19 protein-coding genes and 1 tRNA gene are annotated in these 20,732 nt (G+C 58.2%); 15 read left to right on the top strand and 5 right to left on the bottom strand.

The annotated features are described in order from the left end of the window. Positions 1–152 precede the first annotated feature (152 nt). From deoD to QP978_RS01395, 6 genes are all read left to right on the top strand, one after another. Positions 153–878: a purine-nucleoside phosphorylase gene (deoD, locus tag QP978_RS01420; RefSeq protein WP_016422251.1), complete on the top strand. Its 726-nt coding sequence runs from the start codon at positions 153–155 to the stop codon at positions 876–878. Between the two features lie 50 nt (positions 879–928). Beyond that, positions 929–2,374: an MFS transporter gene (locus QP978_RS01415; protein ID WP_016422252.1), complete on the top strand. Its 1,446-nt coding sequence runs from the start codon at positions 929–931 to the stop codon at positions 2,372–2,374. A 337-nt stretch (positions 2,375–2,711) separates the two neighbouring features. Then, positions 2,712–3,728, top strand: coding sequence for a class 1b ribonucleoside-diphosphate reductase subunit beta (nrdF, locus tag QP978_RS01410; RefSeq protein WP_016422253.1), 1,017 nt, complete (start codon positions 2,712–2,714; stop codon positions 3,726–3,728). A 330-nt stretch (positions 3,729–4,058) separates the two neighbouring features. Further along, positions 4,059–5,759 carry an aa3-type cytochrome oxidase subunit I gene (ctaD, locus tag QP978_RS01405; protein WP_005511131.1) on the top strand — a complete coding sequence of 567 codons (1,701 nt, stop codon included), beginning with the start codon at positions 4,059–4,061 and terminating at the stop codon, positions 5,757–5,759. Positions 5,760–6,036: 277 nt separating this feature from the next. Next, positions 6,037–7,329 (top strand): phosphoserine phosphatase SerB, encoded by a 1,293-nt coding sequence (serB, locus tag QP978_RS01400; protein ID WP_049193346.1) that lies wholly within the window; start codon positions 6,037–6,039, stop codon positions 7,327–7,329. Next, positions 7,329–8,132: an aminoacyl-tRNA hydrolase gene (locus tag QP978_RS01395; protein ID WP_284856756.1), complete on the top strand. Its 804-nt coding sequence runs from the start codon at positions 7,329–7,331 to the stop codon at positions 8,130–8,132. The genes serB and QP978_RS01395 overlap by 1 nt, the downstream gene beginning before the upstream one ends. Here the strand turns inward: QP978_RS01395 and QP978_RS01390 are convergent. The 3 genes from QP978_RS01390 to QP978_RS01380 form a co-directional block, all read right to left on the bottom strand. Next, entirely contained in the window at positions 8,054–9,706 is a 1,653-nt protein-coding gene (locus QP978_RS01390; RefSeq protein ID WP_284856755.1) for an AMP-binding protein, read from the bottom strand. The genes QP978_RS01395 and QP978_RS01390 overlap by 79 nt on opposite strands. A gap of 182 nt (positions 9,707–9,888) precedes the next feature. Further along, on the bottom strand, positions 9,889–11,868 hold the full coding sequence (locus QP978_RS01385; RefSeq protein WP_193390811.1) for an ATP-dependent DNA helicase: 1,980 nt from the start codon (positions 11,866–11,868) through the stop codon (positions 9,889–9,891). Between the two features lie 137 nt (positions 11,869–12,005). Next, a complete protein-coding gene (locus tag QP978_RS01380) occupies positions 12,006–13,316 on the bottom strand; it encodes a nicotinate phosphoribosyltransferase (protein WP_150963767.1) in 1,311 nt (436 codons plus the stop codon). Positions 13,317–13,397: 81 nt separating this feature from the next. Here QP978_RS01380 and clpS point away from each other — a divergent pair, with 81 nt between their 5' ends. The 8 genes from clpS to QP978_RS01340 all read left to right on the top strand — a co-directional run bounded on the left by clpS (position 13,398) and on the right by QP978_RS01340 (position 19,521). Further along, entirely contained in the window at positions 13,398–13,691 is a 294-nt protein-coding gene (gene clpS / locus QP978_RS01375; protein WP_005511165.1) for an ATP-dependent Clp protease adapter ClpS, read from the top strand. Between the two features lie 30 nt (positions 13,692–13,721). Continuing rightward, positions 13,722–14,273 (top strand): DUF2017 domain-containing protein, encoded by a 552-nt coding sequence (locus QP978_RS01370; RefSeq protein ID WP_070546264.1) that lies wholly within the window; start codon positions 13,722–13,724, stop codon positions 14,271–14,273. Positions 14,274–14,358: 85 nt separating this feature from the next. Continuing rightward, positions 14,359–15,471: a P1 family peptidase gene (locus QP978_RS01365; protein ID WP_284856754.1), complete on the top strand. Its 1,113-nt coding sequence runs from the start codon at positions 14,359–14,361 to the stop codon at positions 15,469–15,471. Positions 15,472–15,487: 16 nt separating this feature from the next. After that, the gene (locus QP978_RS01360) at positions 15,488–16,162 is read left to right on the top strand and encodes a rhomboid family intramembrane serine protease (RefSeq protein WP_016422263.1); all 675 of its coding nucleotides are present in this window, start codon (positions 15,488–15,490) and stop codon (positions 16,160–16,162) included. Between the two features lie 108 nt (positions 16,163–16,270). After that, positions 16,271–17,137 carry a glutamate racemase gene (gene murI, locus QP978_RS01355; protein ID WP_016422264.1) on the top strand — a complete coding sequence of 289 codons (867 nt, stop codon included), beginning with the start codon at positions 16,271–16,273 and terminating at the stop codon, positions 17,135–17,137. A 73-nt stretch (positions 17,138–17,210) separates the two neighbouring features. Further along, complete coding sequence (locus tag QP978_RS01350) at positions 17,211–17,993, top strand: MBL fold metallo-hydrolase (protein WP_048733014.1); 783 nt, start codon at positions 17,211–17,213, stop codon at positions 17,991–17,993. A gap of 68 nt (positions 17,994–18,061) precedes the next feature. After that, positions 18,062–18,823 carry a ribonuclease PH gene (gene rph / locus QP978_RS01345; protein WP_049193334.1) on the top strand — a complete coding sequence of 254 codons (762 nt, stop codon included), beginning with the start codon at positions 18,062–18,064 and terminating at the stop codon, positions 18,821–18,823. Then, positions 18,820–19,521, top strand: a complete 702-nt coding sequence (locus QP978_RS01340) for a non-canonical purine NTP pyrophosphatase (RefSeq protein WP_016422267.1) — start codon at positions 18,820–18,822, stop codon at positions 19,519–19,521. The genes rph and QP978_RS01340 overlap by 4 nt, the downstream gene beginning before the upstream one ends. 22 nt (positions 19,522–19,543) lie before the next feature. Here QP978_RS01340 and QP978_RS01335 read toward each other — a convergent pair whose 3' ends face one another. Continuing rightward, entirely contained in the window at positions 19,544–19,897 is a 354-nt protein-coding gene (locus tag QP978_RS01335) for a DUF3817 domain-containing protein (protein WP_005511118.1), read from the bottom strand. A gap of 33 nt (positions 19,898–19,930) precedes the next feature. Beyond that, positions 19,931–20,326: a hypothetical protein gene (locus QP978_RS01330; protein ID WP_016422268.1), complete on the bottom strand. Its 396-nt coding sequence runs from the start codon at positions 20,324–20,326 to the stop codon at positions 19,931–19,933. A 202-nt stretch (positions 20,327–20,528) separates the two neighbouring features. On the opposite strand from QP978_RS01330, the gene QP978_RS01325 reads away from it, so the two are divergent. Beyond that, positions 20,529–20,610, top strand: a tRNA-Leu gene (locus tag QP978_RS01325). Positions 20,611–20,732 lie beyond the last annotated feature (122 nt).

Below are 20,732 nucleotides of genomic sequence, written 5' to 3'. Positions count from 1 at the left end.
GATTCTCGCGCCTTTTTCGTCACTCCACCCAATTGGGAACAAATGTAAATATCACTATTGACGGTTGTAATCCAGGTAATTAACCTGGGCAGTGGTACACCAATGTTCGCATAATTTTCACCCACGGCTAGTGGGGGAAGGGGCTGGAAGCCATGTCCGATACCACTGGTAAGAGCACTCCACACATCAACCCAAAGGGTGCGCCGATTGCAGAAACCATTTTGTTGCCAGGTGACCCGCTGCGTGCCAAGTTCATTGCGGAGACCTATTTGGACGATGTCGTTCAGTTCAACAAAGTTCGCAACATGTTGGGCTTTACCGGCACCTACCAGGGGCAGGAAGTGTCCGTCATGGGATCCGGTATGGGCATTCCGTCTATCTCGCTGTACTCCTGGGAACTTATCCATGTTTTCGGCTGCAAGAAGCTGATTCGCGTCGGTTCCTGCGGCGCGTTGCAGCCGGAGCTGGACCTGTATGACGTGGTTATCGGCCAGACGGCATCGACGGACTCCAATTTTCTATCGCAGTACAACTTGCCGGGAACGTTCGCCCCGTCCGCATCTTTCCGTCTGATTGAAGATGTTCGCGATCGTGCCCGCGAGCAGGGCATCACTACACACGTCGGCAACATCTTGTCCAGCGATATTTTCTACAACTTCCAGGATGATGTGAACGACCGTTGGGCACGCATGGGTGTGCTGGCGGTGGAGATGGAATCTGCTGGCCTTTATGCCACCGCCGCCGAGGCCGGTGTGGAGGCCATGGGAATCTTCACTGTGTCGGACAACATCGTCACCGGTGGAAAGACCACTCCGGAAGAACGTGAGAAGGCCTTCACGACGATGATGGAGCTGGCATTGCCGCTGGCTCGACTCTAGTGTCCTGGTCCGCAATCAATTGGCTTGAAGTGTGAAATAGGTACAGTGCGATGAGCAATCCCGCCAGCAATACCAGCTTGAACGTGAATCCCCGTGAAAGCGCAGCGTCCAAGGCTGCCGCGCCAAACCCTAAGGCCGCAGTCCCGGTCTTGCTGTTTTCCTTTGTATTCTGTTTGGTCTTGGACAATGGCTTTAAGTTCATGACCAAGCCGATTGCGGAATCTCTGGACCTCAGTGTCTCCACGGCCAGTCTGCAGGCGACACTCGCCGGTATCTTGATTGGCATTGGAGCGGTGGTGTACGCCGCATTGGCGGACAGCATCAGTATCCGCAAATTGATGATTGTCGGTATCGGCTTCGTCGCCGTGGGCTCTCTACTGGGTTATTTCTTCCAGGGAGTATGGCCAATCGTGCTTACTGCCCGCATTATTCAAACTGCCGGCCTGGCGGCGGCTGAGACACTCTACGTCATCTATGTCACCAAGTACCTAAGCCCAGAAGATCAGAAAACCTACCTCGGCTTTTCCACCGCGGCCTTCCAAGCCGCGCTGCTGATTGGAACGTTGACCTCGGGAATCGTGGCTACCTACATTTCCTGGCCGGCTATGTTCCTGATTTCGCTCATTCTGATAGTTGCCATTCCGTTCCTGATCAAGACAGTTCCGGAGGAGCAGCAGCAGAAGAGTCACCTGGATATCTTTGGCCTGTTCCTCATCGCGGTCATCGCCACTGCGGTGATGCTGTTCATGCAGCAGTTCCAATGGTGGTGGCTGGTTGCCGCTGCGCTGGGCGTCGCGCTCTTTGTCTGGCACATCCGGACACATGACAACGCCGTGGTCAGCCCGTCGTTCTTTACCAATGCTCGCTACGTTTGCGCGCTGATTGTTGTGCTCGTGGTTTACATGGTCCAGTTGGGGTATTCGGCCATTCTGTTGCCGTATATGGTCGACGAGCTCTATGGCATCAACCTCGACGGTGCTGCCTATATCCTCGCGCCGGGCTACCTCTGCGCTGTCATCGTCGGTGTAATGTCTGGCAAGGTTGCCAAGTTCCTGCCCTCGAAGCAGGCCATTGTCGCGGCTATCAGCATCATCATCGTGGCGTTGCTCATCCCCGCAGTGCTGCCGGGGGCCGGTGTTGCCACGGTTATCGTCTCCATGATTCTGTTCCCATCAGGGTTCGCGCTCATGTATGCGCCGTTGGTCGCGACCGCACTGCAGAACATTCCTGCCGCCAAGTCCGGTGTTGCAATCGGTTTCTACAATCTGACGATCAACATTGCCGTACCGGTTGGCATCGCGTTAACGGCCATGCTTGTTGATTCTCGACCGGCCTTCTTCAGCACCCTCTCCATCGCGCAGTCTGAAGCAGAAGGGGTCTCCGCTACCATCGCTTGGTTGCTCGCGCTCATGGCTGTCGTAGGTTTGCTGGTGTACGTCATCTCCGACCGCATCATCAACGACACGGCGGAAAACCGAGAGAAGGTTCACGCCTAGGTTCGCGCAACATCTTGCGCTTGGTGCTTGACGACGGACATTGCGTCGTCAAGCACCTTGTTCTTTGTGTGACGTGGGGTTAGGGGAGGGGCACCGGGAACAAGACTCGGCAAGTGGGGCGATTTCTTCTAGGCCGCGTGCTTAATAATGCGGGTGTGGGTAAGCTGCTAAGGGTAGTGGCTCCTTTCATCGGGAGCCTGACGTTTTGTAGTGGGACAAGGCTGGAATAGCCACCGCTGCAGCCGCTGTTTGAACTCGTAAAGAGTGAAGGACGTTCCTTATATATAAGGTGTGTTCGGAAAACGGCAATATCAATGAAAAAGGGAGAGGTTTCCACGTGAGTTTCGATGATTGCCCACCCTCGACTCCGGCCCACCGTGAGAAGAATCCAGAGTCGCGTGCATGCCCAGTTGCGGCTATTGACTGGAACACGATTCCTGATGACAAGGATCTCGAGGTTTGGGATCGTCTGACCGGTAACTTCTGGTTGCCGGAAAAGGTGCCGCTGTCGAATGACATCAAGAGCTGGAATACGCTCAACGCACTGGAGCAGCGCACCACGATGCGCGTGTTCACTGGTCTGACCATGCTGGACACCATCCAGGGCACGGTTGGTGCAGTATCGCTCATCCCGGATGCGCTGACTCCGCACGAGGAAGCTGTGTACACCAATATCGCCTTCATGGAATCGGTGCACGCAAAGAGCTACTCGTCGATTTTCCAGACGCTGGCGTCGACTCCTGAAATTCAGGATGCGTTCCGTTGGGGCGAGGAGAACGAGTACCTGCAGAAGAAGGCCAAGATTATCCTCGACTACTACGAGGGCGATAATCCGCAGAAGAAGAAGGTCGCTTCCACTTTGCTGGAGTCCTTCCTGTTCTACTCGGGCTTCTACCTGCCGATGTACTGGTCCAGCCACGCCAAGCTGACTAACACCGCGGACATTATTCGCCTAATCATTCGTGATGAGGCAGTTCACGGTTACTACATCGGTTACAAGTACCAGCGCAACCTGGAGCGTCTGACCCAGGCCGAACGTGACGAGCTGAAGGATTACACCTTCGACCTCATGTTTGATCTCTACGACAACGAGATTCAGTACACCGAAGAGATGTACGACGAACTCGGTTGGACCGAGGATGTCAAGCGTTTCCTGCGTTACAACGGCAACAAGGCTCTAAACAACTTGGGCTACGAGGGTATGTTCCCGGCCGACGAGACTCGCGTTTCGCCGTCGATCCTGTCGGCCCTGTCGCCGAATGCTGACGAAAACCACGACTTCTTCTCGGGTTCCGGCTCTTCCTACGTCATGGGTAAGGCTGAAGTAACCGAGGATGAGGACTGGGACTTCTAAAAGCACAGGTGTAGGGAACATTCCGCATCGAGCCTCACTCTGGTGACAGCACACACACGGGGGTAGTAGTCCTAGCCTCGACGGTTCCTGCTAAATAGGCGTTAGCCCAGGTTAAGACAATTCTCAGGAAACTAATAGTGTGCTTAGCTGAGTGGGGAAGTGAGCCGGAAAATCCCTTAGCCTTAACTTTTTCCAAGGTTCAGACTAGAATCTGGCACATAGCGGTAGGTGGGTTCGCCGTCGCGTACTCGCCTGCACTATTCTCACAAGGACAAAACTTAAAATCCCTGTAGTGAGTTACAGGAAATCTTCGCGTAGTAAGGAGGAAGAATGACTGCAGTAGCGCCTCGTCCAGATCATGGCGTTGTAGCGCCGGAACGGCCGCAGCCGTTCGGACATGAGCGTAAGGGCAGCTGGGCGTGGGAAATGCTGACCACGACCGACCACAAGAAGCTGGGCATCATGTACATCATTATGTCCTTCTCGTTCTTCTTTGTCGGCGGTCTGATGGCTCTGCTTATCCGTGCTGAGCTCTTCGCCCCAGGACTTCAGTTCCTTTCTAACGAGCAGTTCAACCAGATGTTCACCATGCACGGCACGGTGATGCTGCTTCTGTTCGGAACCCCGATTGTTTGGGGTTTTGCTAACTACATTCTGCCACTTCAGATTGGTGCTCCGGACGTGGCTTTCCCGCGTCTGAACGCTTTCGGCTTCTGGCTGACCACCATTGGTGGCATTCTGATGCTGTCGGGCTTCCTGACCCCGGGTGGTGCTGCTGACTTCGGTTGGACCATGTACTCCCCGCTGTCTGACCCGATTCACTCTCCGGGTGTCGGTTCTGACCTGTGGATTGTCGGTGTCGGTGTTGGTGGTGTCGGTACCATCGCTTCCGCCATTAACATGACCACCACTGTCCTGTGCCTCCGTGCACCAGGCATGACCATGTTCCGTATGCCAATCTTCACCTGGAACATCCTGGTTACCTCGATCCTGGCTCTGCTGATCTTCCCGATTCTGACTGCAGCTGCTCTTGGTGTTTTGTACGACCGTAAGCTGGGCGGTCACATTTACGACCCGGCAAACGGTGGCGCAATGCTGTGGCAGCACCTGTTCTGGTTCTTCGGTCACCCAGAGGTCTACGTCCTGCTGTTGCCGTTCGTGGGCATCATCACCGAGGTCGTTCCGGTCTTTTCCCGTAAGCCGCTGTTCGGCTACGCAGGTATGGTCTTCGCAACCCTGTCTATTGCAGGTCTGTCCATGGCTGTGTGGGCACACCACATGTTCGTGACCGGTGGCGTTCTGCTTCCGTTCTTCTCGTTCATGACCTTCCTGATTTCGGTCCCGACCGGTGTTAAGTTCATCAACTGGATGGGCACCATGTGGCGTGGCCACATGACCTTCGAGGCTCCGATGACTTTCGCTCTCGGCTTCATCGTGACCTTCCTGTTCGGTGGTTTGACCGGTATTATGCTGGCTTCCCCACCGCTGGACTTCCACGTCTCTGATACTTACTTCGTCGTGGCGCACTTCCACTACACCCTGTTCGGTACCCTGGTCTTCGCTTCCTACTCGGGCGTTTACTTCTGGTTCCCGAAGATGACTGGTCGTATGCTCGACGAGAAGCTGGCAAAGGTTCACTTCTGGCTGACCTTCATCGGCTTCAACCTGACCTTCCTGGTCCAGCACTGGCTGGGTAACGAGGGTATGCCGCGTCGTTACGCCGACTACCTCGAGACTGACGGTTTCACCACCCTGAACATGATCTCCACCGTTGGTGCGTTCATCCTGGGTCTGTCTGTTATCCCGTTTGTCTGGAACGTCTTCAAGTCCTGGCGCTACGGTGAGGTCGTCACTGTTGATGACCCGTGGGGTTACGGTAACTCCCTCGAGTGGGCTACTTCTTGCCCGCCGCCGCGCCACAACTTCACCTCGATGCCGCGCATCCGCTCGGAGCGCCCGGCGTTCGAGCTGCACTACCCGCACATGGTTGAGCGTCAGCGCGCAGAGGCCCACGTTGGTCGTCAGCTCTAAGAGCTAGTGGCTACATGGCTGATGCAACTCTGAGTTAATAACTACGCGAAGCTAAGGCCCCATCACGGTTCTCCGTGATGGGGCCTTAGTCTTGTCTTTGAGAGTCTTTCCTAGGGAAGAGGCAGTAAGAGAGCGCAGGGAGAGCAGGGGGGGCAGGGAGCGCCAGAAGGGCAAGAGAGCAGGGCGATGGCTAGCGCCTGTCACTGGCCACCCACTGAAGTGCGGAATCCCACTATGCGATGAGCACTCTGCCGGGGCTTCATGCGATACTGGATTGGTGAATGAACAGGTAATTATCTCTCCCAGTCAGTCTGTAGATACCGATGCTCTATCGGTTTCGTTGGCACCGGGACTAGCTCCGGTGCTTATTACCGCTGTTGGCCGAGACCGCCCGGGTGTCTCCGCAGCTTTCTTCCGCGTGCTCGCGGCCCACGGAGTTCAAATTTTGGATGTGGAACAGTCGGTGTTCCGCTCTAATCTGAGCCTCGGTGCGCTTGTTGGTGTCACAGAAGAAAAGGTCGGTGTTCTCCGTGAGGGACTCATTGAAACACTGAAGCCTCACGGCATGACTGTCAGTTTCCAGCTGGATGCCCCGATTGAGCGCAGCGATGGCTCCACCCACGCACTTGTCGTGTTGGGCAATCCGGTCAACGCTGAGGATATTTCCCGTATCGGCCGCACTCTTGCTGATTACGGTGCAAACATCGATTCCATTCGCGGTATTGCTGACTACCCAGTCACTGGCCTGGAATTGCTGGTCTCTATTCCGGACCCGAAGCCGGGTGCGGGCATTCCGCTGCGTAAGGCACTGGCCGAGCTTGCACAGGACCAGGACATTGACATCGCAATTGAACGCGCTGGTTTGCAACGCCGCTCCAAGCGCTTGATTTGTTTCGATGTGGACTCGACCTTGATTACCGGTGAGGTCATTGAGATGCTGGCCGCCCATGCTGGTCGCGAGGCGGAGGTTGCAGCGGTTACAGAGCGCGCTATGCGCGGTGAGCTGGACTTCGCCGAGTCACTGCATGAGCGAGTTAAGGCTCTGGCTGGCCTGCCGGTCAGTGTCCTAGAGGAAGTCACTAACTCCATCGAGCTGACTCCAGGCGCCCGCACCACGATCCGCACGCTGAAGCGCCTCGGTTACAAGTGTGGTGCTGTCTCCGGTGGCTTTATCCAGATCTTGGAGCCGCTGGCAAAGGATCTCGGTCTGGACTTTTACAAGGCGAATACCCTCGAGGTCGAGGACGGAAAGCTGACTGGACGCGTGGTCGGCGATGTCGTCGATAGGCAGGAGAAGGCCCGCAGCCTCAAGACGTTCGCCGCAGAGTCGGGGCTTCAGATGCATCAGACCGTTGCGGTCGGCGATGGGGCCAATGACATCGATATGTTGTCGGTCGCAGGCCTTGGTATTGCTTTCAATGCCAAGCCGGCGCTAAAGGAAATCGCTGACACGTCCGTCAACGTTCCATTCATGGACTCGATTCTGTTCATGCTGGGCATTTCCCGCGATGAAATCGACGATGCCGACCGCGAAGATGGCACCTTCCGCCGTGTGCCGTTGGAGCAGTAGTGCAACGCGAGGATCACAAGAATCCAGCTGTCACGGACGCATCATCGGTACCGGAGTGGTTCCGTATCGCCCATAACCTCCTGCCGCAACCCGATAGGGAAGACCATGGCGAGGATGTGCCGTGGGCAATGGCTATTGTGCTTGAGGTTCCGAAGAAGGAACGCCCCTCGCGCACTGCGCTGCTCCGCGCTGCCGCGATGGCTGTGGTTGCTTGTTGCCTGGACGAACGCGCAGGCGATGACACTTCTGCCTATCAACAAGGTCTGGCGTCTTGGTACGGTGCGCGCATCCGCAAGCTCACACGTCGCGCTCGCAATATCGGCTGGCAACGCGCTCAGCTTGCACCGGGTGTCACCGTGGACGTCGACGGCGCGCAAGCTCGCGCACTAGTGCCAACTCCTGTCGACGAAACCTACCCGGCGATTGCCAAACTACAAATTTCCGGCACCGATTTGCCTTACGACGACCCGGAGAACACATCTCCCGGTGCCCCGGACGACCATGAGAGCGCTGACACCTTTGCTCTGCCAGTGATTTGGGTGGACAAAAACCTGAATATGTCCGTAGGAAAGGTGGCCGCGCAAGTTGGACACGGCTCAATGCTCTATGCGGCCACCCTGTCGGTTGAGGATGCCTGGGCGTGGGCGCAAAGTGGCTACGCGCTGGATGTGAAAGAAGTACCGCGGGAGCAGTGGCCAGCGCCAGAGCTCCGCGCGGTTGAGGTTCAGGATGCCGGGTTTACCGAGATTGCTCCCGGTTCAGTCACCGTGGCGGTGACCCCTGGGGCAGTAACCCACGACTGAGCGCGTGCTGCCTCCATGGCCTTGAGATCCTTGCGCAGAATCTTGCCCGTCGCCGACTTCGGGATTTCATCCATGAACTCGACTGCTCGCACCTTCTTGTACGGTGCGACGCGGTCGGCGACGTAGTCCATAATCTCGTCTTCAGTCACCTGCTCGCCCGCCTTGAGGACGACGTAAGCCTTAGGAATCTCCTCGCCGTCGGAGCGAACGACACCACTGCAGGCGGCATCGGCAATATCCGGGTGGCTGAGCAGCACGGACTCGAGCTCGGCCGGCGGAACCTGGTAGCCCTTGTACTTAATCAGTTCCTTGAAGCGGTCGACGATGTACACATTCCCGTGTTCGTCGAGTTCCGCAACGTCGCCGGTACGCAGCCAACCGTCGACAAGCGTCTCTGCCGTCGCCTTCGGGTTGTTGAGGTAGCCCTTCATCACCTGCGGACCATGAATCCATAGCTCACCTGCCTCCGAGCGCCCCTCGGCGGGAACCGGGATTTCCTCAAAGCTGTCGGAATCGAGGTTGACAATCTTGTACTGAGTGTTGGGGACTGCGCGACCGATCGAGTCCAGCGGACTATCGTGGCCGATGCGGATGTGGGCTGCTGGCGAGGACTCGGTCATGCCGAAGCCCTGTGCGACCACGCAGTCAAGGCGCTTTTCCACCTGTTCCGCGAGGTCAAGTTGGAGAGAAGCGGCACCCGAGAAGATTGTCTCCAGGCTGGACAAGTCAAAGGAATCGACAGCTGGGTGCTTGGCCAGGCCCACAGCTACAGGTGGTGCGATGAACGCGAACTTCACCTTGTGCTCGGCGATGATGGACAGGAAATCGACGAGGTCGAACTTGCCCATGGTGTACTGCGTCGTGCGGCGCCACAGGCACAGATTCAGCAGCGCAGTCAGGCCGTAGATGTGGAAAAACGGCAGGATAGTGACAGCCGGGGTGTCCTCGGTCAGCGCGTTGACTGTAGCTCCACCCGCCTGAGCGACGTTGGCCACCAAGTTGCGGTGAGTGAGCTGGACGCCCTTCGGTACACCGGTGGTTCCCGAGGAAAACGGAATCACGGCAACGTCATCGGGTGATACGTCGACGTCCGGGGCTGCGTGCCCCTCGGCAAGCAGCTCGCCCATGCCGTGGAGACCCGTCAGGCCGATAATCATCTCTTCCGGCAGACCAGCAGCCTCAGCGCCGTGGGCGCCAGCCCAACCGATTGAGGAGGTCGTTAGCATCATCTTCGCGTCAGACATCCGGAGTTGGTTTTCAATGTCCTCCGCAGTTGCCAGCGATGCGACCGTCGTGCAGACAGCCCCCGCGCGTAGGACACCGTGAAGAGCGACCGCGAAGGTTGTCGAGTTGGGGCAGTGGAGAGCCACAACGTCGCCCTTCTTAATCCCACGTGCTGCCAGCGCACCCGCAAACTTCTCAATGCTGGCCTTCAGATCACCGAAGGTGACCTCGGAGCCTGAGTCAACGATTGCAAGCTTGTCCTGGTGACGTGGCTCAATTTCTCCGAAGAGGAACTCAAAGAGTGAGGTCTCCGGGATGTCGATGTCGGGGAGGTTGCTGGAAAGGGGCATGCAGGAAATCGCCTTTCTAATCTCGTGCACGGCTGCCAAGTGTCCTGCTTCATTAGCTCGGGCACTGTAGCAGTGCTGTGTTTCACATCACAATAATGTATTGGATAGAAAAGCGTGGGATTTTTTCCAGAAACTATGCCTAATCCAGCGTCACCTCGTGAGCCCAGACAGCCCCCTCTGAATCAGCTTTGGGTCAGCCGCTGCAACGCTCCAGCCGCAATATCCAGGTTGGTCGTCCGCCAGAAGTCAGGCATCGACGCGGCAATCCAGGAACCATAGCGTGCAGTAGCCAACCGTGAATCCAGTACCGCAACAACCCCGCGGTCATCGACTTGGCGTAGCAGACGACCAGAACCCTGCGCCATCAGCAGCGCTGCATGTGTCGCTGAGACCTCCATAAAACCGTTTCGGCCAGCGGCATTAGCCGCATCGGAGCGCGCGGACAAAAGCGGGTCGTCGGGGCGGGGGAACGGGATGCGATCGATGATGACACACGATAGCGATGGGCCAGGAACATCGACGCCTTGCCACAGCGTCAGCGTGCCAAACAAGCATGTCTGCGGATTAGCTGCGAAGCGATCAACCAGAGCACCGATAGAGTCATCGCCTTGGCACAGCACGTCGTAAGGCAGGCGCTTGCGCATTTCCTCCGCCGCTGCCTCGGCGCCTCGGCGAGAAGAAAACAGCCCGAGCGTTCGCCCACCAGCGGCGCGGATGAGGCGCTCCATGATCGCGAACTGCTCCGGTGTGGCGCCGTCGCGTCCAGGTCGTGGCAGGTCGCGTGCGACGTAGAGGATGCCAGATTTCTGCGGGTCAAAGGGCGTGCCGACGTCCAAGCCATCCCACCCACCGGAGGGAAGCCCCCAAGCGGCGGCCATGGCATCGAACTTGCCGCCAAGAGCAAGTGTTGCTGAGGTCAAAACGACGGTGGATTCGCCGAAGAGGCGTTCGCGAAGCAGTGCTGCGATGGACAGGGGAGCGACATAAACTGTCTTGTTCTCGCCAAGCCATACGACATCGTCGCTACTGAACTCTAGAATTCGCACGACTGTGTCGTGCATATTCTCCACGGCAGCGCGGACGGTCTGGCGCTCAGTGTTGTCAGAGTCAGAACCCGAACCACCGGAGCCCGACCCGCCAGAGCTGCCTGAACTAGAGGTGCCCAGCGTGGTCTGTAGTTGCCACAGGCTATCGCGGAGCGAAGCTAGCGCTGCTCCAAGCTCACCGGGAATTTCTTCGAGTGCGCCGCTGTAGGCGTCGGCAAGCAATGCGACGGTCTCGCCGAGTAGATCCGTGGCATCGGTGACATCATCCACCTGCTCTGCGGCGCCGAATTTGCGGGCGCGCCGGGCCATCATGGTGATACCGGCAGGGGAGAGCTCGTCGGTGGCAACAGAGGTGATTCGACCGTCGAGCTCGTGAGCCTCGTCAATGACAACGCAGTCGTGCTGCGGCAAAATCATGGCGTCGGAGAGCGCATCGATGGCCAACAGTGCGTGATTGGTGACAACGATGTCGACGTTGGAGGCCTCGCGGCGGGCTTGTTCGGCGAAGCACTCCTCACCGAAAGGGCAGGAAATGGCACCGACGCATTCGCGAGCCGTGACGGAGACCTGCCGCCAGGCTTCGTTGGAAACGCCCTTGTCTAGGCTGTCGCGGTCGCCGGTGTCGGTGTCATTGGCCCACTCGCGTAGCCGCATGACCTCGGCAGCGGTTCGGCTGAGCTGCGCTTCGCTGAGTAGAGCAGTGGGGCCGCCCATAGCTGTCGGCTCGGATTCATCACCGTCCATGACAGGATCTTTGATGACATTTCCGACCTTGGACTTGCACAGGTAGTTCGAGCGGCCTTTGAGGATTGCGAAGGTCGGCGTGCGGGACAAGTGTGGCTCCAGCGAACTGACTAGCCGCGGCAAGTCGCGTTCGACCAGCTGGCGTTGCAGCGCAATGGTCGCCGTGGAAACGATTACTGACTCGTCGGACTCCATTGCTTGCACAATGGCAGGCACCAGGTAGGCCAGCGACTTACCCGTACCGGTACCTGCCTGTACCGCTAGGTGCCGCTCGCGCGCAAAGGCGGAGGCCACCGACCGGGACATTTTGACCTGATTCGGTCGAGTCGTTCCGCCGAGTTCCTTCACTGCCGCATCGAGAAGAGCTTCGATGCTATCCGCGTTATGGACGCTGGCTCTCGGTGAAGCTAGCTCGTCAACATCGTCAACATCGTCAAAGTCCTCAAAGTCGTCCGATAGCTCAGCAAAATCTGCGTGCTCGGGAGTGTCCGACACAGTTCCCCCGCCGCCTAAACGCCGTGAAAACGGACGGACAGTACCGGCTCGTCACGGGAAAGTGCGAGCCCCTCCCACGGGAGGCTGACCAGCGCTTTAACCAAGTGGTCGCGGGACTCCTCCAAGGTCGGTAGACCATCGACGACCTCGCCATCGCGCATCATCGGAATGGTCAGATCGCGGTAGTGCAGGTTGCCCACATCCGGGATTTCTAAGCCGAGCGGGAATGCGATTTCCTCCACGGCGGTACCGGAACGACGGCAGGTACGAATCGCCGCTTTCACGCCACCGTGGCTTCGCTTGTCCAACGAGCGCTTGGCGACGGGCACCCCATCAACTTCGACCATCTTGTAGACCAGGCCCGCAGTCGGCGCGCCGGAGCCAGTGACTACAGAGGTGCCCACGCCGTAGACATCGACCGGCTCTGCCCTCAGCGCCGCAATGGCGAACTCGTCGAGGTCAGAGGACACTACGATGTTGGTGTTGTGTGCACCCAGCGAGTCCAGCTGCTGACGCACCTGGCGAGCGAGAACTCCGAGGTCGCCGGAGTCAATACGTACACCGCCGAGTTCCGGACCCGCGACCTCAATAGCCGTATTGACGCCCTCGGTGATGTCGTAGGTATCCACCAACAAAGTGGTGTCGGTTCCCAGTGTGTCAATCTGAGCCTTGAAGGCCGCAGCCTCGTTCGTCGTGCCATCTGGGTTGGTGTGCAACAGAGTCCACGCGTGCGCAGCGGTACCGGAAGCTGGGATGTTGTACCGTGCCGCTGCCTCCAAGTTGGAGGTGGCGCTAAAACCTGCCAGGTAGGCGGCACGGGCAGCAGTCACAGCTGCTTCTTCATGAGTGCGACGCGAACCCATTTCAATAATCGGGCGCCCACCGGCAGCCGTGACCATTCGGGTTGCTGCCGAGGCGATGGCGGAGTCCGCATTGAGAATGGAGAGAATAACAGTCTCCAAAATGACGCACTCGGCGAAGGTGCCTCGCACCGTCAAAATGGGCGAGGCGGGGAAGTAGAGCTCTCCCTCGCGGTAGCCGTCGACTTGGCCACTGAAGGAATAGTTACGCAGGTAATCCAGCGTCCTGTCATCGAGGAAGTCCAGCGAAGCCAGCTGTTCCTCGGTGAAGCGGAAGTTGCGGATAGCATCCAACACACGCGCTGTACCAGCGACAACGCCATAGCGACGCTCATTCGGCAGGCGACGGCCAAACACCTCGAAGGCGACCTGGCGCTCGCCGGATCCGTCGGCAAGCGATGCCTGCAGCATCGTCAGCTCGTACTTATCGGTGAGAAGGGCGGTGGAGGAATGCTTATCAATCACGGTCAATAGTCTAGTCGGCTGAAGCGGGCCGGGGCAGTCGGTTCCGGCGAGCGCGCGCCACTCCGTACTATCCTGGTGCCTATGAGCATGCCAGCAGCAACACCGATGCCCACTATGGATGCCGATGTCGTGACGGAATCGAACCGACCCTGGCAGTGCATTGTGTGGGATGACCAGGTTAATTCGATGAGTTATGTCACCTACGTGTTTCAGATGCTCTTCGGCATGGACCGAAAGAAGGCGCACGCGCTAATGATGACGGTTCACACGGAGGGCAAGGCAATCGTGTCTTCCGGTGAGCGTGACAAGGTGGAGGCCGATGTGAAGAAGCTCCACAAGGCAGGCTTGTGGGCAACAATGGAGCAGGCTGACTAAGCCGATATTCGACAGCGGGAGAGAATTTACATGCGTCCTTGGAAGCGCAAGCGATCCCTTCTCGGCGGTGGCGTCAAGTACGTCACGGCTTTTGAAGGCACGGAGCGGGATTTGCTGCTGAATCTGGCTGCTACTGTGGCGGACTCGCTGATGGAGCGAGCCCGGTCGGCGCCGAAGGATGAGCTCGCGGAAATGACGGGAATGCCTGTCGGACACTCCGAAGCCCCATCCGATCCGAAGCTTGCGCGACTGTTGCCGGACTTCACCAAGCCGGGTGAGGAGAGCGTGGAGGGGGAAAACGCTTTCATGCGCCAGCTGCATGAATCGGAGATTGTAGAGAGCAAGCTCCATTCCCTGCGTGCGATTATCGATGCCCTGGAGCCCGCCGAGTCGGGGCAGGTATCCATTTCGGAAAGTGATGCCCATGCCTGGGTAGCGGGTATCAATGACTTACGTATTTACCTGCATGTTTCCATGGAGAACCTCAATGGCTCCATCGAACAGATTGAGCAGACCGACGCGATGTACCAGTGGCTGTCCTACAACCAAGAGTCACTGTTGGACCAGCTCATGGGTGAGTAGCGAATCCGAGCAAAACCCCGAAAAGATGCAGTAATCAACTGAGGTTAGCTGCCATGAACTGTGGTGAAAGGTGCCGTGGTCGACAATGAATTCTGAGATCTTCGCAATCAGCCCCACCGACATTCGACACCAAGCCAGCAGTGCTGCGCTGGGCACGAGCATCGACATCGGCGCAGGCTGTCTCGACTCCATCGACGGCATCTCCATCGGCCATGCTGCTGAGGGGGATACCGGAGTCACCGTCATCGCCGCTCCAGGCGGCGCTGTCGGCGCTGTCGGCGCTGTCGATGTCCGCGGCGGCGGTCCGGGCACCCGCGAGACCGACCTGCTCGCACCGGAGAATACCGTCGAACGCGTCCACGCTGTCGTTTTGGCTGGCGGCTCCGCGTACGGCCTCGCAGCTGCCGACGGAGCTATGCGCGAACTGCGCGACCGCGGCATTGGCTTTGAGGTCACCCCAACTCGTCCGGATATCCTCGTGCCCATCGTTCCCGGTGCTGTCATCTTCGACTTGCTGTTGGGGGAGCCGACGCTGCCCACCGCTGCACTCGGGCGCGAGGCGTTGTCTCACGCGCTTGACGACGTCCCGGAGGACACTCCCTCCGGGACAGTAGGTGCCGGTGTCGGCGCTATGGCCGGGGCAATCAAGGGTGGTTTTGGACAAGCCCGTGTGACCTCCGCCGATGGTAAGTACTTTGTGGCTGCCGCAATGGTTGTCAACTCCTTTGGTGCGGTCATTGACCCGGAGGGACACCTTTACGGAATGCCCGCGGCTGCCGGTGCCAGCAAGGAGGCATTGGCGCAGCTGGACCAGGTTTTCGTCGGTAGGACCAAGATTCTCGCCGATGCGGCTGGACACGGGGAATCGTCGGCAAGCACGCGAAACACAACGATTGGCACGTTGATAACCAATGCGCCGGTGACAACTGCGCAGTTGAAGCGGTTGGCGATGTGCGGTCATGACGGGTTGGCGCGAGCGATTCGGCCGGCTCATGCGCCGATGGACGGTGACACGCTGTTTGCCCTCAGCTCGGCCGAGGCGGCGGATAGCGGAAACGCTGAACCCGTGGGCTCGGATGTGGTGGCCCTGTTGGCTGCGATGGCGGCCGATGCGGTGCAGATGGCTATTGTCGATGCCGTGATGAGTGCAACGGGACGCGCGGAAGTAGCCGCGCTGTCAGAGATGCTGGACAAGTAGTGAAGGAAGTTCGCCAATGAATCCGCAATGGAGCTCGGGACAACAGCAGAATTACCAGAACTATGCGCAGTACCCGATGGGCGGTCCCGTGCAGACGCGGCGGAATAATCAGATTGTTCCACAGGATCGCGACGGCGGGCTCGGGGCGGCCATCAGTACGGCTATTGGGTACCTGGCACTTATCTGGACGGTCTTTCTTGTCAACGAATTCATCTTTGGTGGGGCGCTGAACAACTTCGGTGTGCGCCCACGCGAAACCTCGACGCTGTGGGGAATTTTGACCGCACCGCTGCTGCACGCAGATTACGGGCACATTGTGGCGAACTCTCTGCCCGGGGCGTTGTTCGCCGGTTTGATTGCAATGTCGTCGAAGCGGCTATTTTGGCAGGTCACACTCTTGATTACGGTCGTTGGCGGCGGTCTGACCTGGCTGGTCGGCGGTGTAAATACCGTCCACATCGGTGCGTCCGGCCTGATTTACGGCTGGCTGGCGTTTTTGGTCGTACGCGGTTTCGTGAATCGTCGGGTGATGCAGATTATTTTGGGCGTGATTCTGGCATCGATGTATTCGGGTCTTATCTGGGGAGTGCTGCCAACACAGATGGCTGTTAGTTGGCAGATGCACCTCTTCGGTGGGCTTGCGGGCATCTGGGCTGCGGTGATGTTTAAGCGCGGTCGTGCACGTGGCTAAGAGTGCACGTCGCTAAGAGCCCGAGGTACGTGGCATCAGCTCCTGACGAAATCGGCCTAGAATAGGAGCTTCGGTGTTTGACCAACGATATGAGGAGTCCAGATAGCGGTGGGAGCAGGAGCAGAAACTCAGGCAGTCAATCAGCTGACAGCGCAGGATAGCGGCTTCCCCGACCGAACAGCGCCGATTGGCATCTTTGACTCCGGCGTCGGTGGGCTGACAGTGGCACGTGCCATCATGGATCAGCTGCCGCACGAGTCGATTATGTACATCGGCGATACTGCCAACGGCCCTTACGGGCCGCTGCGCATCGCCGAGGTTCGTCAGCACGCTGAAGCGATTGCCGATGAACTGGTTGCACGCGGCTGCAAGATGATTGTCATTGCCTGCAACACGGCTTCGGCCGCATTTTTGCGTGATGCCCGCGAGCGCTACCCAGTCCCAGTAGTCGAGGTCATTCTGCCCGCTGTGCGCCGTGCGGTCTCGACCACCAGGAACGGAAAAGTCGGCGTAATCGGTACCGCCGCCACAATTCGCTCCCGTGCCTACCAAGATCTCTTTGATGCAGTGCCCGGCGTGGATGTCTCCGCGGTCGACTGCCCGCGATTCGTGGACTTTGTCGAGCGAGGAATTACCTCCGGTCGCCAGATTCTGGGACTTGCAGAGGGCTACCTCGCGCCATTGCAGGCCGATGGTGTGGACACCCTCGTGCTGGGCTGCACCCACTATCCGCTGCTGTCTGGTGTGATTCAGCTGGCTATGGGGGAGGACGTCGCCCTAGTGTCGTCGGCGGAGGAGACGTCGAAGGATGTTCTGCGCATCCTCACAAAGACCGACATGCTCGCTGACCCGGAGAGTAATCCGAACCCTGTGCGCACATTCGAATCCACTGGAGATCCGCAAGTTTTTGCATCCCTGGCAAAGCGCTTCCTTGGGCCGGGTATTAGCCAGGTCACTATGCATTCCCAAATGTGACCTTTCTTATTAAATCCAGACACTCCATTGGTTTTTTGCTCGTTTTTGATCAATTACATGGCAAGCTTGAAGTATGCGATTGAAGGTTCTGGGATGTACAGGCAGCATGGGTGGCCCATCGGCGCCAGCATCTGGCTACCTCATTGAGCTGGATAACGGTCGAACCTTTGTCATTGATTTGGGTCCCGGTGTCCTCGCCGAATTGCAGAAGATCTCTGATCCTGCAGCTTGTGATTTGTTACTAACTCATGTGCACCCAGACCACACTGCAGACATTCCAGGGCTGCTCGTCTGGCGTCGCTTCCACCCGACAGCCCCGGCGAGTTCCCGGAATCTCCTGGTTGGCCCCGGAGACATTCACGACCGGATAGGCACCATGTGCAAAGCACTGGGAAGTGAAGAAGATGCCAACCTGGAAGACACTTTTGATCAGGTTGTGAGTAACCCCGGTGAGCCACTGTTAGTCGGTGGGGGCGAAGCGGACGGAGGCGCCGTCGTCACGCCGTATAACATGGTCCACCCGGTGCCAGCTGTTGGATATCGCATTGAAGCAGATGGTCTGACCATTGCGTACACCGGAGATACTGCGTGGACCGATGAATTGGTGGAGCTGGCGCGGGATGCGGATATCTTCATCTGTGAAGCCACATGGTGCAGCAACGAAGAGGGCACCCCACCGGATATGCACCTGACGGGCTACGAGGCCGGAAAGGCAGCGACGCTGGCGGGGGTTAAGAAGTTGGTGCTGACTCACATTCCGCCATACGCCGACGGTGAAGAAGCACTACGTGCTGCGAAGAGTACCTTTGCCGGTGACGTTGAATTGGCCTACCTGGGCATGGATCTAGGCGGCTAGTCTCAGCGACTACCGGGTTTCCGTACAGCTGTCGCACCGCTTTCGCGCCGGGCGGTAGGGTAGTTGGCATGACTACAGCTAATTCCGATTTTCGCCGTGCCGATGGACGCGCGGTTGATGAAATGCGCAAGGTGACCATCACTCGCGGCTTCACCGACAATCCGGCCGGTTCTGTGCTGGTTACTTTCGGTAATACGCGTGTAATGTGCACCGCTTCCGTCGAACAGTCGGTGCCACGATTCAAGCGTGACTCCGGCGAGGGCTGGTTGACCGCTGAGTACTCCATGCTGCCGGCCTCTACCCACGAGCGCATGCCCCGCGAGTCAATGCGCGGCAAGGTCAAGGGTCGCACTCACGAGATTTCCCGTCTGATCGGTCGCTCCTTGCGAGCTGCTATCGACTTGAAGGAACTCGGTGAGAACACCATCAACATCGACTGTGATGTTCTGCAGGCGGATGGTGGTACTCGAACCGCTTCCATCACCGGTGCGTACGTCGCGCTGGCTGATGCCCTGACCTACCTGCATGCAGCGGGTGCAGTTCCGGGCACCCCGCTGAAGGCACCAGTCGCAGCTGTTTCGGTTGGCATTATTGATGGCCGTGTCTGCCTGGATCTGCCTTACGAGGAGGACTCTCGCGCTGAGGTCGACCTCAACGTGGTGATGACCGCAGAGGGTAAGTTCGTCGAAATCCAGGGCACTGGCGAGGAAGGCACCTTTGACCGAGGTCAGCTGAATGACATGCTCGACTCGGCGGAAAAGGGTCTACGTGAGCTCGTTGCCCTGCAGCAGGAAGTTCTGCGTGCGCCGTACCCGGGTGAGCTGCCGTGAAGCTCCTCGTCGCTACCCGAAATTCTAAAAAACTAGTCGAGCTCGACCGCATCCTGCGTGCGGCGGGTATTGATTCGGTGGAACTTCTTTCGCTTAGCGACGTCCCGGAGTACCCAGAGCGCCCCGAAACCGGTCGCACTTTTGCGGACAACGCCTACATCAAGGCTTTCGATGGTGCGACACACACCGGCTACGCGTGCTTGGCAGACGATTCGGGGCTCAGCGTCGATGAGCTAAACGGCATGCCGGGTGTGCTCTCGGCGCGCTGGTCCGGCACTCACGGCGACGATGTCGCTAACTACGAGCTGCTGCTCGCCCAGATGGGGGACTGCCCAGATGAGCGTCGTACGGCGTCCTTCCGTACCGCCTGCGCGTTGGTCGTCCCCGGTGTCAAGGAGGTGCCGTCCGCGCTTGCCGACGGCGGTTTCCCAGCCGTCCTCGATGAAGCCGGTAATCTGCTGCTGGTTGTAGAGGGCCGCTGGCCTGGCGCCATTCTGCGCGAGCCTGTTGGGGACAATGGGTTCGGCTACGATCCGGTGTTCGCGCCCGCAGTTGGGGAGGGCAACGAAGCTGAGGGGGCCTTGTCTGCGGCACAAATGAGCGCCGAAGACAAGGACGCTTTTAGCCACAGGGGGCGTGCACTGCGTGCCTTGACTCCGGCGCTGAAAATTCTGGCTGAGGTTGAGGCTAAGGGGTAGCCCTCGGGCTGCCGAGAGCCCGCTACTTCAGCTGGAAAGCGGTCTCGACTTCCTCACGACGCTTCTTCTCGACGAAGAAGGAGAGGAACGGGACCACGCCACCGAGCGCGGTGATAATCCACTTTGCTGGTTCCCAGCGGGCCTTGGTACCCAGGTTTACGGTGGCAATGAGGAATGCCATGTAGCCGAAGCCGTGAATCTGGGCGGTGTAGAAGAACCACCGCGGCGCGTCGGCGGAGTTGTCGAGGATGAGGTACTTGTAAATCATCTCGGCACACAGCAAGAGCAGCATCACACCCGTGAAGTAGGCGGTGACGGAGAAGTACGTCAGTGCCTTCCTTACGCGCTCTTGACGATCTGGATTGATGTTGGTCACTAAAAGTCCTTTTCTCGAATAAGCAGTTATCGCCTAGGCGTTGGTGCCAGAATCCGTCGATTGTGTCTCATCCACACGCTGCACCTTTCGCGAGCCATCTGGGTTGGTCGGCAGGAATTCGTCTGGAATTTCCGTCATGACATCGTCTTTAGCCTCAAATGCGGCCTCGCTATTGCCGCTCAGGCGTTCGCGTTCGTACTCCATGTATTTGCGGTAGGCCCAAATAAAGAACAGGCCGAAAGCTGGCCACTGCAGTGCGTAGCCCAGGTTTTGGAATGAGCTGGTTGTGTTCCACCTGCTGAGCTGCCAGTAGGCGAGTGCAAGAGTGGCGCCGACTGCAAGAGCCAAGAAGATTAGTTGCACCACGCGGGTACGAGTGGGAATCTTCGCTGGCTTGTCAGTGGTATTGGAATGCTGTGAAGTGGACACATAACCACCATAGCTAGTCCGTGACCTGCCAAGCTAGCGCGCTCGCTGGATAGGCAGGGGATGGGACATTAGGAAATCTGCGGCAAACCCGTTAAAGTGTGTACAGTCCAAATGAGCTGTGAAAGTTCGTTGTGCCTGTAGGTGGCTAATAGGTAGTCCATGCTTACGGGGACTGTACGTAACTGTCACGGATTCGCGACGGGCGCCTGTGGCGGAATTGGCAGACGCGCTGGATTTAGGTTCCAGTGCCTTAGGGCGTGGGAGTTCAAGTCTCCCCAGGCGCACACATAAATACCCCGTGACTATGCAGGTCACGGGGTGTTTTCGTTGGGTTAAGTAAAGAAAAGTGTGTCTTTTCCGGGCGTGTTGCGGTTATTTGATCCAGCCTTTTTGGATGCCGAGGTTG

Source organism: Corynebacterium sp. MSK035 (assembly GCF_030232615.1).
Taxonomy (GTDB): Bacteria; Actinomycetota; Actinomycetes; order Mycobacteriales; family Mycobacteriaceae; genus Corynebacterium; species Corynebacterium jeikeium_D.
The sequence above is the reverse complement of the archived record's forward strand: the minus strand, read 5'-3'. Positions and strand labels throughout refer to the sequence as shown.